Source organism: Paracandidimonas lactea (assembly GCF_021653995.1).
GTDB classification, from domain to species: Bacteria; Pseudomonadota; Gammaproteobacteria; order Burkholderiales; family Burkholderiaceae_B; genus Allopusillimonas; species Allopusillimonas lactea.
In genome coordinates, this window is sequence record NZ_JAJJOZ010000002.1 from 551,612 (window position 1) to 565,961 (window position 14,350).

General features: G+C 62.3%; 11 protein-coding genes. 6 read left to right on the top strand and 5 right to left on the bottom strand.

Translation table 11 applies throughout. From position 1 onward, the window contains the following. Positions 1 to 5: 5 nt before the first annotated feature. The 5 genes from mrdA to LOL23_RS06475 all read left to right on the top strand — a co-directional run bounded on the left by mrdA (position 6) and on the right by LOL23_RS06475 (position 7,360). Positions 6 to 1,994, top strand: a complete 1,989-nt coding sequence (gene mrdA, locus LOL23_RS06455) for a penicillin-binding protein 2 (protein WP_160978005.1) — start codon at positions 6 to 8, stop codon at positions 1,992 to 1,994. Then, positions 1,991 to 3,127: a rod shape-determining protein RodA gene (gene rodA / locus LOL23_RS06460; protein WP_160978003.1), complete on the top strand. Its 1,137-nt coding sequence runs from the start codon at positions 1,991 to 1,993 to the stop codon at positions 3,125 to 3,127. The genes mrdA and rodA overlap by 4 nt, the downstream gene beginning before the upstream one ends. Positions 3,128 to 3,642: 515 nt before the next feature. After that, entirely contained in the window at positions 3,643 to 4,812 is a 1,170-nt protein-coding gene (locus tag LOL23_RS06465; protein ID WP_160978001.1) for a PepSY-associated TM helix domain-containing protein, read from the top strand. After that, on the top strand, positions 4,812 to 4,997 hold the full coding sequence (locus tag LOL23_RS06470; protein ID WP_160977999.1) for a hypothetical protein: 186 nt from the start codon (positions 4,812 to 4,814) through the stop codon (positions 4,995 to 4,997). The genes LOL23_RS06465 and LOL23_RS06470 overlap by 1 nt, the downstream gene beginning before the upstream one ends. A 191-nt stretch (positions 4,998 to 5,188) precedes the next feature. After that, on the top strand, positions 5,189 to 7,360 hold the full coding sequence (locus tag LOL23_RS06475; RefSeq protein ID WP_237173296.1) for a TonB-dependent siderophore receptor: 2,172 nt from the start codon (positions 5,189 to 5,191) through the stop codon (positions 7,358 to 7,360). Between the two features lie 47 nt (positions 7,361 to 7,407). On the opposite strand, the gene LOL23_RS06480 is transcribed toward LOL23_RS06475, so the two are convergent. After that, complete coding sequence (locus tag LOL23_RS06480; protein ID WP_160977995.1) at positions 7,408 to 9,030, bottom strand: MFS transporter; 1,623 nt, start codon at positions 9,028 to 9,030, stop codon at positions 7,408 to 7,410. A gap of 245 nt (positions 9,031 to 9,275) precedes the next feature. Between LOL23_RS06480 and LOL23_RS06485 the strand changes: the two genes are divergently transcribed. After that, the gene (locus LOL23_RS06485) at positions 9,276 to 10,214 is read left to right on the top strand and encodes a 2-hydroxyacid dehydrogenase (RefSeq protein ID WP_160978610.1); all 939 of its coding nucleotides are present in this window, start codon (positions 9,276 to 9,278) and stop codon (positions 10,212 to 10,214) included. A gap of 93 nt (positions 10,215 to 10,307) precedes the next feature. On the opposite strand, the gene LOL23_RS06490 is transcribed toward LOL23_RS06485, so the two are convergent. The 4 genes from LOL23_RS06490 to LOL23_RS06505 form a co-directional block, all read right to left on the bottom strand. Continuing rightward, entirely contained in the window at positions 10,308 to 10,742 is a 435-nt protein-coding gene (locus tag LOL23_RS06490) for a hypothetical protein (RefSeq protein ID WP_202411651.1), read from the bottom strand. Between the two features lie 365 nt (positions 10,743 to 11,107). After that, positions 11,108 to 12,049 carry a M14 family metallopeptidase gene (locus LOL23_RS06495; protein ID WP_160977993.1) on the bottom strand — a complete coding sequence of 314 codons (942 nt, stop codon included), beginning with the start codon at positions 12,047 to 12,049 and terminating at the stop codon, positions 11,108 to 11,110. 31 nt (positions 12,050 to 12,080) lie between these two features. Continuing rightward, positions 12,081 to 13,070 carry a Bug family tripartite tricarboxylate transporter substrate binding protein gene (locus tag LOL23_RS06500; protein ID WP_160977991.1) on the bottom strand — a complete coding sequence of 330 codons (990 nt, stop codon included), beginning with the start codon at positions 13,068 to 13,070 and terminating at the stop codon, positions 12,081 to 12,083. A 176-nt stretch (positions 13,071 to 13,246) separates the two neighbouring features. Then, the gene (locus LOL23_RS06505) at positions 13,247 to 14,167 is read right to left on the bottom strand and encodes a LysR family transcriptional regulator (RefSeq protein ID WP_160977989.1); all 921 of its coding nucleotides are present in this window, start codon (positions 14,165 to 14,167) and stop codon (positions 13,247 to 13,249) included. Between the last annotated feature and the right edge of the window lie 183 nt (positions 14,168 to 14,350).

Sequence of the window (14,350 nt, forward strand, 5' to 3'; positions counted from 1 at the left end):
CGCCTATGTTCGAGTTCAAGAAAACAACTCAGCTCCAGCGGCGCCGCCTGCAAACGCGCGTGCTTGTGGCGGCTGTGTTCATCATTGTGTGCTTCTTGCTGCTGGCCGGCCGCCTGTGGTATTTGCAGGTCGTACGCTACGAGGGCCTGGCGGCCCGGGCCGACCGCAACCGGGTCTCGGTGGTGCCGGTTGCGCCGCGGCGCGGCGAGATCCTCGACCGCAGTGGTGTGGTGCTGGCGCGAAATTACCGCGACTACATTCTGTCGATTACGCCCGCCAACGTCGAGCGCAATATGGATGATCTGCTCGACGACCTCGGGCGGCTGGTGTATCTGAGCCAGGGCGATCGGCGGCGTTTCATGCAGAACGTCAGGCAGAACAGCCGTTATTCGCCCGTACTGCTGCGCAACAATCTCAACGAGATCGAGGCATCGTGGTTTTCAGCGCATGCGTTCAAGTTTCCCGGCGTCGAGCTGAGCGCCCGCTGGGTGCGTGAGTATCCCGAAGGCGAGCATGCTGCGCATGTTATTGGCTATGTAGGCCGGCTGTCCGAGCAGGATCTCGATATGCTCGAAGAAACCGGCCAAACGGGCAATTACCGGGGCACCTCGCAGATCGGCAAGAAGGGTATCGAGAAAACCTGGGAAAAGGCCCTGCATGGGCGCACGGGCATCGAAGAGGTCGAAGTTACCGCTACCGGGCGGCCGGTGCGTACACTCAGCCGGGTTGACCCTGTGCCGGGGGCAGACCTGCACCTGTCGCTGGACATCGGCCTGCAGAAGGTCGCCGAGGCCGAATTTCAGGGGCGGCGCGGCGCCCTGGTCGCCATAGAACCACGCACGGGTGAGGTGCTGGCGTTTGTCTCCGCGCCATCCTTCAACCCCAATTTGTTCATTGACGGCATCGATGTCGAGAATTGGCGCGCCCTTAATGATTCGCCCGATCATCCGCTGGTCAATCGGCCGCTGAACGGCACGTATCCGATCGGGTCCACCTATAAGCCGTTCGTGGCACTGGCGGCGCTGGAGCTCGGTGTACGCTCGGCGGGCGAACGCATTTCCGATCCAGGCTACTACGAGTTCGGCGGGCAGCGCTTCCGCAACGCCGGCGGTGCGGCCTACGGGCCTACCGATATGCATCGGGCCATTGTCAAATCTTCAGATACCTACTTCTATTCACTGGGCCCAGAAATCGGTGTGGACCGGCTGCATGACTTTGCCGCGCAGTTCGGCTTCGGCCAGCTCACCGGTATCGACCTCGATGGCGAGCGTCGCGGCATCCTGCCGTCCACAGAATGGAAGCGCAATGCCTACAAGAAGCCCGAGCAAAAGCGATGGTACGCCGGCGAGTCCGTATCGGTGGCTGTGGGGCAGGGGTACAACTCGTTTACATTGTTGCAGTTGGCCCAGGCCACCGCAGTGCTGGCCAACGGTGGCAAGTACATGACGCCGCATCTGGTCGCAGGTATCGAGGATGCGCGTACTGGTCAAATTGCGCCCACCATCAAGGCGCCGGATCACACCATTGCGATCAAGCCGGAGAACCTGGCGGTCGTGCGCAATGCCATGGCCGACGTTCTGCGCTCCGGCACCGCGCGTGCGGCTTTTGTGGGGGCCAAGTACCAGGCGGCGGGCAAGACCGGCACAGCGCAGGTATTCAGCCTGCGCGGCGCAAAGTACCGGGCGTCGGCGATCGACGAGCGGTTGCGCGATCATTCGCTTTTCATGGCCTACGCGCCGCTCGACAATCCCCAGATCGCGGTGGCGTTGATCGTCGAGAACGGCGGCTGGGGGTCCACAGTGGCCGCGCCTATTGCGCGCAAAGTCTTCGACTACTGGCTCGATCCGGCGTACCGCAATGCCGCCGCGCCCACGACGGCCAGTGCCAGCCAGGCTGATCGGGCGCCTCCTGTGCCGGCTGACGGCAGCCGAAGCGCCATGGCGCGCGGCCCGGCCGGCCGGGCACCCGCCACACAGCTGGAGTCTTCTCGATGAAACGTATTCTGTATTGGCTGCAGCGTTCCGCCTTGGCGTTCGATCCTCCGTTGCTGCTGCTGCTGGTCATTCTCGCGACGCTGGGGCTTGTCGTCATGCATTCCGCAGTGGGTGGCACTGACTGGCGTTTTGCGGATCAGTCCCGCAATTTTTTGATTGCGTTGGCGGTGATGTGGGCGGTGGCGATGACGCCGCCGCCGCTGCTAATGAAAGTGGCGCCTTATTTTTATGCGCTGGGCGTGATTCTGCTGCTGGGTGTGGAGTTTTTCGGTGAAACCAGCAAGGGTGCGACGCGTTGGCTCGACTTGGGCATTGTGCGTATTCAGCCGTCTGAAATGCTGAAGATTTCTGTGCCGATGATGCTGGCCTGGTATTTCCATCGCAATCAGGGCAAGCTGCGCGTGCTTGATTTTTTTGTGGCGGGCTTGTTGCTTGCCGTGCCCTTCGTGCTGATCGTAATGCAGCCCGATCTGGGTACCGCGCTGCTGGTTTTTGTCACGGGCTTCTTTGTCATCTATTTTGGCGGTCTGTCGTTCAAGCTGCTGGTCCCGCTGGCCGTGGTTGGCGTTGTTGGCCTCGGTACGCTGGTCTACTACGAACGCGACATCTGCCAGCCCGAGGTCGACTGGGTGGTGCTGCACGATTATCAGAAATACCGTGTCTGCACGCTGCTGGACCCAAGTTCCGATCCTTTGGGCAAAGGGTTTCATACTATCCAGTCGATGATCGCGGTGGGCTCTGGTGGGCTGTACGGCAAGGGGTATATGAAAGGCACGCAAACGCATTTGGACTTTATCCCCGAACGCACGACTGATTTCGTCTTTGCGGTGTATGCGGAGGAGTTCGGGCTGTACGGCGGGATAATGATGCTGGTGCTATATCTGCTGTTGATTGCACGCGGGCTGGCGATTGCGCTGCGTGCGCATACCCAGTTTGGCCGGCTGCTGGCGGGGGCGATGGCACTGATGTTTTTTGCGTATGTATTTGTGAATGTAGGGATGGTGACGGGCATCCTGCCTGTGGTGGGCGTGCCGTTGCCGTTCATGAGCTACGGCGGCACGGCGCTGCTGACGTTGGGGATTGCCAGCGGCTTGCTGATGAGCATCAGCCATTATCGGCCGGTGCGGCATTAGGTTTCTTTGCCGCGTACGGGTTCTCGGGCTCGCTTTCGTTTGCGTTCCAAACTCATCGCTGTCGCCGTGTGTGGGCTCTTGGGAGCAGCCACGCAACAGATAGGCTGTCCAGCCCCCCAGCGCCCTCAGTGTGGTACTAAAGGCGCAAAAAAAACTATACAAGCTCCGTTGCCCCGCAGGGGCAAAAGGGCGAGTTCGCACACGCCGCTGAAAGCACGCGAATTTGACGGGAACCCCCAAGGGGCGAGCGATCGAAGCGACCAGCCTGCCCTGCCACGGCGCGCCGGCTAAAGAACACCCAAACTGCCCGCCGCTTCAAATACCCCGCGTACAGCCCAGAAAGCACCCCTAAACCGCTGAAGAACGAAAACATTCAGAACATTTCAAGTTGACATCAAAAAAACATAATAACTAGAATACAAATAGTTCGCATCTGCATTAATAAAATTAAGGGGAAGCACCATGCAAACAAAACCCGCGTGCTCTTGTACGCGCTGTAACACAGAGTGCACGGCATGACCGCCGCCGCATCGCTCAAATCGTGGTATTGGGTTCATAAATGGTCCAGCCTCGTCTGCACACTATTCCTGCTCGTCATCTGCGTCACCGGCCTGCCGCTCGTTTTTCACGAAGAACTCGAGCACCTGCTGGATGACGGCAAGCCCTACGCGGTCGTGGCTGAAGGCACACCACGCACCGGCCTGGACACCATCGTCCAGAGCGCCCGCCGGCAATATCCCGGCGAAGTCGTCGAATACGTGTACATGGACGACCACGAGCCAGTCGTGTACGTAGGCATGTCACCCTCGCACGCCTCCGATCCAAAATCCCACCATTACATGCGCTTCGACGCCCACACCGGCGCCTTGCTCAAAGACGGCGCCACCCTGGCCCAGGAACAATTCACCTTTCTTGGCTTGATGCTGGCACTCCACGTCGATATGTTCGCCGGCCTGCCCGGTCAACTCTTCCTGGGCCTGATGGGCCTGCTCTTTGTCATCGCCATTGTGTCGGGCGTGGTGCTGTACGGCCCCTTCATGAAAAAACTACAGTTTGGCACGGTGCGCAAACAGCGTTCCACACGGCTCAAATGGCTCGATCTGCACAACCTGCTCGGCATCGTCACCTTGGTCTGGGCCACCGTGGTAGGCGTTACCGGCGTCATCAACGAACTCGCCACTCCGCTGTTCGGCCTGTGGCAGTCTACAGAAGTGGCCGAGCTCATCGCCCCGTACCGCAACGACGCGCCGCCCACGCGGCATACCTCTATGGATGCCGCCGTGCAGGCCGCCGGGGCGGCGGTACCGGGCAATGAAGTGGTCAGCATCAGCTACCCCGGCAATCGCTATGCAACGCCACACCATTACGTCATCTGGACCAAAGGCGCCACGCCACTGACCGGGCACCTGTTCACCCCAGTGCTGGTGGATGCGGGCACGGGTGCGGTGACCGCAGTGGCGCATCCGCCCTGGTACCTGAACCTGCTCGAACTGTCGCGGCCGCTGCATTTTGGCGACTACGGCGGCATGCCGTTGAAGGTGATCTGGGCGCTGCTCGACGTACTCACCATTGTCGTGCTGGGTAGCGGTCTGTACTTGTGGATCGCACGCCGCAAAGCCAACGACGCCCGCATCGAGCACCTGGCACGTCGGTTCGACACCAGCCTCAAGCCCGCGAGGTCGTGATGGCACAAAAAGGCTTGGCCGCGCTTTGGCGGCTGTGGGGCGCGCCGACAACCCTTGGTGTGTTCACCTGTTTTGGCCTGCTGGCGGCGCTGCTGGGGGTGGATATTTGGCACTGGCTGGCCTGGGCCGCATTGTCCTTGCCGGTAGCCGCGGGTATCTGGTTCTGGCTGTTCCCCCGTTCCTGACATCAGGCGGCCGCTGGCCGCCCGCCAAGCGACCGTATACCGACCACGCGAGGGTGCGACATACGGCGTCGCGTCTGTCACCGCCCACATTGCAGGACGCAAGGCTGCATCCGCGCCCGCAATCGAAGGCTGTGCCACGTCGTCCATGCAGGCCCGTCACTTTGAATCAACGCAATCTGGAGAGGATCACCATGTCATCCATGACATTGACAAGACCGGTCGTGCGCGCGCTAGCGGCGGCGGGGTGCCTGTCATACGTTTTCACAGGGGGTATGCACGCCGCCTTGGCGCAGGCCGTGTCGCCGGGCCGATCAGGCGATACGCGCACCCTTGCGCCCATTACCGTCACAGCGCAGCCTGAGCAAGAATCGCCCTTCAAGCCGCTGGACGGCTATACCGCGCGACGCTCCATCTCCGCCTCAAAGACCAATACGCCTTTGAGTGAAACGCCGCAGGCCGTCACCGTGGTGGGCAGCGAGCAGATCCAGGATCAAGGCGCCACGGGTGTGCAGGACGCACTCAACTACGCGGCGGGTGTGCGCTCAGATGCCTATGGCCTGGATTCACGCTCCGACAACGTCCGCATTCGCGGCTCAGACCCGGCTATGTTCCTGGACGGCCTGCGCACCAACTACAACTGGTACACCAGCACCACGCGCACCGAGCCGTATACCCTCGAGCGCATCGAAGTGCTGCGCGGCCCATCGTCCATGCTCTATGGGCAAGGCAGCACCGCCGGCATCATCAATATGGTTACCAAGCGGCCCCTAGCCGAGCCCATGCGGGAGATTGGCATTTCGTATGGTTCCCACAATCGACGCCAATTGCAGGCCGACCTCACCGGCCCCATCGACGAGAGTGGCGAATGGCTATACCGTCTGGTTGCGCTGGGGCGTCTTGCCGATACCCAGGTCAATCATGTGCCAGACGACCGCTGGGTGCTCGCGCCATCGTTGACGTGGAAGCCAACGGCCCGCACCTCGCTGACGCTGCGCGCGCTGCTGCAGGAAGACAAATCGGGCTCGACGTCGCAGTTTCTCCCATGGGAAGGGTTGTTGCTGTCCAACCCTAATGGCCGCATCCCCACCGACACTTTTGTAGGCGACCCGGACTGGGACCGCTACAACTCGCGCCGGCGCGCAATCGGCTGGAGCTTCGAACACGCCTTTAATGACAACTGGACCGTACGCCAGAATACGCGCTGGTCATACAACCAAGTGGATTATCGCAGCCTGTACAGCGATTATGGAGACAGATCGGGCGGCGGCGCTGGCTGGCCGGCCGATCCCATCAACAAGCGCCTGATTGGCCGTTATGCATACGGTGATATCACGACTGTCAGGATGCTGACAGCCGACCAGCATCTGGAGGGTCGCTTTGACACAGGTGAGCTACGGCATCAGATGTTGTTGGGTTTCGATTTTGCCTATGCGACGGAAGATAAGCTGAACGCCTTTGACAACCCGGTAAATCGCGGTGGCACAGTGCCGCTGATCGACGCCTACAACCCGGTGTACCCCGCTTTCACACCCCCCGTTTTCGATGACCACAAGCCGACGGCGCGCCAGCGCGACACGGGCGTTTATCTGCAGGATCAACTGCGCTACGGCAACTGGATCGCCGTAGCTGGTCTGCGCCGCGACAGCTCCCGCAATGCGGTGGAGGGGCGCGCGAAACAGGTGAGTCGGGCGACCTCAAAACGCCTTGGGCTCATGTACGCCGCTGACAACGGATTGTCTCCGTATATCAGCTACAGCGAATCCTTCTCCCCCGTGCTGGGGCGCGATAAACAGGGTACGTCTTTTGTGCCGCTGCGCGGAAAGCAATTAGAAGCGGGCCTGAAGTACGAGTCGGCCGACGGTGGGTTTGTGGCCAGCGGCGCGGTGTATACGCTGAGCGAGGAGAACCGCTTGGTCAACGACCCGAGCAGCCCCACGGAGCAAACCCAGGTGGGCAAGACACGCAACCGCGGTCTTGATCTGGAGTTCAGCGCCAAGGTCGGCCGCCAGTTTGATCTGCTCGGCAGCTACAACTACATCGATCTTGATGAGCAGCTTGAAGGCCTGCCCAAGCACCAGGCATCGATCTGGGGCAAGTATCGTTTTTCGATTGGCAGCGTCAGCGGCCTGTCGGCGGGTGCGGGCGTACGGTGGCTCGGTGGCTTCAGGGATGGCAAAGCGCCCCGCACGCCTAGCGTCACACTGGTCGATGCGATGTTGGCTTACGATACGCCGTCCTGGCGCTATGCGCTCAACGTCAACAATCTGCTCGACAAGACCTACGTGAGCACGTGCCTGAACCGCGGCGACTGCTGGTACGGTTCGCGCCGGTCCATCGTTGCCAGCGCAACCTATCGGTTCTAAGCAGTATTGAATCCGCCGGGCGGGTTGCGGGTGCCGGCTGTTTCATGTCAATGCACGTCTACATGCTCTTTGATGGGCGTGTCGTCTTGCACGGGGACGGTCTGCCGCTCGATCATCCGGCGCACCCGTGGCGGGCCTTCGCCTTGGTGCAGGGCCCGCAGGTTCTCGTAGTTGTCGGCGTCTGCTTTGGTGCGGCGCCGATTATGCCGCACGTATTCTACCCAGGTGGCGACGTGGTATGTTTCGATCCAGCGCGTGGGCAGTTCCAGGTCGCGCAACAAGGCCCATTGCCGGGCACCGTCGCGGATCCGGATGCGTCGCCGCTGCGCCATGATGCGCAGAAAGGCAGTGACATTCTTTTGCGCGATGTCGTACTCCACCGTGACCATAATTGGCCCGCTGCGCGGACGCAGATCGAGATGGAGCACAGGCTCGTTGAAACGGTCGAGCGGGTCCAGGTCGAGTTTGCTGAACTCGGGCAAGGTATAGCGCAGGCCAATGATTGCGCCCGCCAGCAACACAACCGCCGCGGCTGTAAGCCCGCCCGCCACGCCATGTGCTTCCGCCAACAGGCCCCAGATCCAGCTGCCGATTGCCATGCCGCCGAAGGTGGCCGTCTGGTACAGCGCCAATGCACGGCCCACCACCCAGCGTGGGGTGGAAAGCTGAACCGTGACGTTGAACAGCGACAGCGTCATCACCCAACAGGCCCCGGCAGGCAGCAACACCAGGCAACTGAGCCAGAGCTGATTGCTTTGGGCCAGCAACGCGGCGCTTACCGCCGACAGGACGAAATTACCCCGCACGATGGCTTCGTTCTGCCATTTTTCGCGTACACGATTGTTGAGCAGCGCGCCGGCAATGGCGCCTGCGCCGAAACAGCCCAGCACCACACCGTAAGAGAATGCGCCGCCCTGGATGAGATCGCGCGTGACCAGCGGCAGCAGCGCCAGCACCGATACCGCCGCCAGGCCAAACACGAATGACCGGAACATTACCTTGAGCAGGTTGGGTGACATGACGGTGTATCGTAGGCCCGCCCCCATGGCACTGCCGAAGGTTTCGCGCGGCAGCGTGCTGGGCGCGTGCTCGGGTTGCCAGCGCCAAAGGGCCCTGATGAGGGGGATGTAGCTCAGGGCATTGGTGGCGAAGGCCGCCGCTGCGCCGGCCGTGGCCACGATCATGCCGCCCACCGCCGGCCCGATGCTGCGCATGAGGTTGTAGCTCATGCTGTTGAGAGAGACCGCGCCCGGAAGGTCGTCGCGCGGGACCAGGTCGCCCATGGAGGCCTGCCATGACGGGTTGTGTAGTGCCGTGCCACAGCCGATCAGAAAGGTGAACGCCAGTAGCAGCCACGGCGTGAGCATGCCCGCGAAGCCGAAGATGGCAAGCGCAATCGAGACGCCCATCATCAGCGATTGCGCCACCAGCATAATGTTGCGACGATTGAAGTTGTCTGCCAATGCACCGGCGGCCAGCGAGAAGATCATGATGGGCAGCGTGGTGGCTGCCTGCACCAGTGCGACCAGGTCGGCCGAGGTGGTGAGCGTTGTCATGAGCCAGCCCGCTGCCACTGCCTGTATCAGGCCGCCAAGGTTGGATGCGAGCGTTGCAGTCCAGAGTGCGCGAAACGCGGGATGGCGGAACGAGGCGAGGGGCGATGCGCTCATAGGGGTGCGGGAAAAGTCCGGAGGCGGCGGGTGGCCGACAAGAGGGCTTCGATGTTACGAATGCGGTTAAATCAGAGGATACACGAGTCGTGCGGCTCGCGCGCGCTGAGCGGGCACCCTGCCGCAACCGCGCCACAAACGGGCAGCGGAGCCGTGCAGCCCCGGCGGGCTGAGCGCCGCGTGCTGGGGCTACTCTGGTAGCATGCCTCGGATATCAACCTTCCACACAGGAACTACGCATGAGCATGAACATCATCTTCGCGCATGGCAAAGAATCGGCATCGGACACGAGCAAATGGCTTGAACGGTTCAGCCAGTCGCTGCCCGACGCCACGTTCCATCACTGGTCGCGCGGCGGCCCCGGTGTCGGTGCGGAGGTGGCTATTGTATGGAATCCACCACCAGACCTGCTGCGCCAGGAGCCTGGCATCAAGATTATTTTCAACCTCGGGGCGGGGGTGGATGCCTTGTTCAGGCTTGACGGCCTTCACGAAGGGATCCAGTTGGTGCGAATCGAGGACGGCGGCATGGCGGTGCAGATGGCCGAGTACGCCGCCTATGCGTTGTTGCGTGCATCCCGCCAGTTTGATGCCTACGAAGAGCGGCAGCGGGCGGGCAAGTGGGAGTGTTTGCCCGATATCCGGCGCAGCGACTGGCCGGTAGGTGTGATGGGGCAAGGGGTAATGGGGGCACGGGTGGCGCAAGTGCTGGCGGGGCTGGATTACCCCGTTGCCGCTTGGTCCCGAGGCGGTAAAGCCATGGAGCATGTCGAGGTATATGCGGGGCCCGCGCAATTGCCAGCATTTCTGGCCCGTACCCGGGTGCTGGTCAATACCCTGCCGCTTACCGACGAAACCCGCAACATCCTTTGCCGCGATACGCTTGGGCGCCTTCTGCCCGGCGCTTATCTGGTCAACATCGCGCGCGGTGAGCATTTGGTGGAAGAAGACCTGCTGGCACTGCTGGATACCGGCCACCTGCATGGGGCGACGCTGGATGTATTCAGGACTGAGCCCCTGCCGGCCGATCATCCATTCTGGCGCCATCCGCGCATTACAGTAACCCCCCATGTGGCGGCGGCCAGCCTGCTCGATGAAACCGTCGAACAGGTCTCGGGCAAAATCCGCCAGTATCAACAGGGCGAGCCCCTGTCCGGCGTCGTGGTCTGGAACAGGGGCTATTGAAGTGTAAGCGGTGGCGGCCATGCGGCCGCCGGCTTCAGATGGGCGCCGACCGAGCGGCGCGGGATAGTGCCGGTGGTGATGGCACGGGCCGCCTTAGCGGTGATAGTGCCGGTGATGATGGCGGGGGCCGTGACGGTAATACCGCGCCTCTTTCCAATGGTGCTTCTTCCAGCCGGGGTGGCCGTAGTAGCGCGGGCCGTGGTGGCGTGAGCCGTAATACCGCGGGCCATGGTAGCGCGGCCTATCCCAATCGCGGTAGCCGCTGCGGTAGTGGCGATGGCGGTCATAATGGCGATGGCGGTCGTAATGGCGGTCGCTGGTCAGCACATTTCCCAGCACGCCGCCCGCCGCGGCGCCGCCCAGCGCCATCATTGGATCGCCATTCGATAGCACTGCGCCGGCAGCTGCGCCCAAACCCGCGCCGATCATCGTGTTGGCGGTGCGGTCCCCTGCGGCCGCTGTGCTCGCAAGACCCAAAGCCAGAGCACCGGCCAGCGCAAATCGTGCGATTTTTTGATTGAGCGTCATCTTATGTGCTCCTTGAACAAAAAGTCTTCAAAAGAGGGCGATCCGTCATTACTGTACAAGCGGCTGCGCCCTGGGCATGCGGGCTTGCGCCTTGGCACCCGTCAAGTTGGATTCAGCGTATCGTCAACCGGCGAGGGTGGGCAAGCACAAAAGCCGGTTCTGCAGCCGATTGAAATAAATGATCTGTACGCAAGATTTTTGCTTACATAGTTGTGTCGAGGCGGCTGAGGACCGGAGGCGATTGTTACAGATTGTGTGTTGCCGTTTTGCCTCGGTTGCGCGGCTTTATGAGCCAGTGCATGACGGCTGCACTGCTTGGTGCGTGGCGTCGTGGCGCGCCTGGCATTGCGCGCTTGGCCTGGTCTTCAGGCGTAATTGCGCGCCAACCGTACCACGGTGACGCCGGGCCGAAGTTGGCGCAGCGACGGCATGATCAATGTGCAGTTGTCGTAGGGGGTAATAATGGGCTCGTTGTCGGCCCAGCCGATGACGTCGCCAGCGTGGGACAGCGTTTCGAGCCCCTGCCAATCTTGTGCGAACCGGACGTCCATGGATGGCGCCACGATTGCGTGCGTGACTTCAAGGATCCGCTGTGGCTCGTTGGCGGGCAGCAGCCAGCCGGCGGGAAGGTCGATCGCATCGATGACATCGGCCTGCCGCAACATGCGGGCCACTATGTCGCGGGCTACGCTTCGAGAGGCGGGATCGCCATGAAAGCCGCATTCGATCAGCAGCGCACACGCGTCCTGCGCGGCGGGGTCGCCGAAGCGACCGTAGTCGCGCAGCCGCACGCCGTCTTTGTGGCCGGCATCCACGATAACGTGGCGTGGTGCACCCAGCGCGCGCGCCAGCATGATATTGCGCGGCAGGACGCCGGTGAGCAGCAGTGGCGCGCCCGGCTCGTGCATGGAGTGCATATCGAGCAGCCAGTCGGCCTGCCGCGCCCACGGCCGTAGCGCAACCGCGCGCCGGCGTTCTCGATTGTTGGGCTCCGCAAGGCGCGCATCATCCCAGACGCGGTTCAGGTCTTCATCCAGATAGCGGCTGGCATCGTGGTGCGCCCGATCAAAGGTATCGAAGCTGTCCAGGTTGCAGAATGCCATGATGAGCCGCCCACGCCGCGGGCGCAGGCCCGCGGCGAGAAGGTCTTTCAGCGCCCATGCGCCACACAGCTCATTGCCATGGACGAGTGCGGTGATCATCAGCGTGCGCCCCGGCTTGCCGGAATCAAACAGCCAGACGCCCGGCGTATCGGTATTGCCCTGGCGCTCTGCGGCGAGATCGGGATAGGGAAGGTCGAATTGCATGGGCGGCCTCGTTTGCCGGTTATGGCGCGTGTCAGTTGCGTTGATCAATGCCGGCAAGCTTTACAAGATGCGCGTACTTGCTGGTTTCGTTCTGTTGGAACTGTAGCGCATCGACGCCTGGGGCAAAAAGCGTTGCACCGCTAGCTGCGAGCTTGTCGCGCAGCGCTTTGGTGGTGAGCGCCTTGGACAGCGCCGTATGCAGCTTGCCTGTGACGTCGGCGGGCAGCCCGGCGGGGCCGTACAACCCAAACCATACACTGATGTCCACTTTCTCGAAGCCGGGTGTTTCGCTGAGCGAGGGAATGGAGGGGGCTACGGATGATCGCTGCGCGGTGGTGACGCCCAGGGCTGTGATCTTGCCGGCTTGTATCTGCGGCAGGCCCGATGACATGACCAGCAGGCCGAAGTTGAGCTGGCCGCTGACCAGGTCGGTAACCAAAGGCGATACCCCGCGGTAAGGTACGTGCTGGGCCTGGATGCCGGCGGATTCGTTGATCATTTCGCCGGCCAGATGGAGCGTGGTGCCGATACCCGAGGAGCCGTAATTGTATTCTTCGGGCTGCCCGGCCTTGAGTTTTTGGATGTACTGGCCGGCGGTAGTAACGCCGGCCACCTTCGAGGCGGCCAGAACCATGGGTTGCGAGGCGATCATGCCAAGCGACGAGAAATCTTTCAGGCCGTCGTACTTGACTGCCTTGTTGATCATGCCCGCAATCACCATTTCGTTGGTGGACCCGAGCAGCAAGGTATAACCGTCGGCCTCCGCGCGGGCCACACGCTGGGCGCCAATGGTGCCGCCAGCGCCGCCCATGTTCTCGACAACGACATGCTGGCCCAGGTGGGGTGCAAGTTGCTCGGCCAGGAGACGTGCGGTGAGATCGACGCTGCCGCCGGCTGGGTAGCCGACAACGATGGTGATTGGCCGGGCCGGATAGGGATCGGCCTGGGCGGGTAGTGTGCCGATGAGGGAGACCGTGGCGAGCAGGGCGGTGAGGATGCCGCGTTGGCGGAGGTGCGTCATGGTGATCGCTCCTTGAGTTGTGCATTGTGGGAGTGCGAGACGGCCAGCCAGCGGGTTGGCGCGGCAGCCGCCGCAACGGTGTGCAGCCATGAACCGAGGCGTTGTGCGCCGCGAGTCGAGCGGTATTCTGACTTTCCCAAGCCGCTTTGATGTGCTGAATCGGCACATCAAGGTGCTTATTGCGTGGAGGTCGTACGCGCTGTTGCGTCCCATACAGCCTCGGCGTTGCCGGACAGGCGGCCGCGGGGGCGGTAGAGGCGCACTTCGAATGCGATCTCATCGTTCCGGCCTCCCAGCGCGGCAAGGACGCCGCGCCGGCAGTCGCCAGCCACCATAGACCAAGGCAGCCAAGCGACGCCCAGCCCATTCAGCATGGCGCCAAATGCCGCGTCGAGGGAGTCGCAGCGCACCGCCGGCACCAGCGGGTACGGCATGCTTTCGAGCCTGTCGCCCAGAATGCGGGCCATGGCCAGGCCGCCGGTGTAGGAAATGAGGGGCAGGGATGCGCCGGAAGGCGGCAGGGTGAAACGGGGTTCGCCGTTGCGTAGGGCCTGACACACGGGGACGAGCTTGTCGGTGGCCAGTGTCATGTACTGGTAGCTGCCTGGCTGAAGTTGGTGAGACAGTGCGGGATGCTCATAGCAGCAGAGCAGGTCGGCCCTGCCCTTGGCAAGCAGGGCCGACATATCGGCCATCATCCCGGTGGCGATTTCAATCTGTGTGGAGGGCCCCAGCACGGGGCGACGGCCCTTGCGCAGGCGGGCGATCCAGTCGGCCACAAGCGTGCGGGCCAGGCTGCGCCCCGTGGCGATGCGTACGCAGCCTTCGGTATCGCCGCACTGTGTGGAGATCTGGCTGCGCACCCGATCCAGTTGCTCGACCACCTGGCAGGCCGTCTTGAGCAGCGACTCACCTTGCGGTGTGAGCGAAACCGGGACGGTGCCATGGTTGACCAGCGGGGCGCCGGCCCACGACTCAAGCGCGCGGATGCGCCGGCCGAAGGCGGGGTGCGTGACATGGCGCTGCTGCGCCGCGCGCACAAAGCTGCTCGTACGGGCCAGTGCGATGAAGTCTTCAAGAAGTTTGAGTTGAGACATGGCGGACGGGGCGGATCAAAGCGGCCATTCTACGGTTTGTGCGCCGTACAGGCACTGGCGCCGCAATGCGCATCGGCGTGGAGTCGCCGCCAAAACGCTGGCATCCTGCCGGCATTGATGTTTGCTTGATTTTTTATTGATGCTTTCTTGTTGAGCGCATCCATAAGATCGCCACATTGTTCA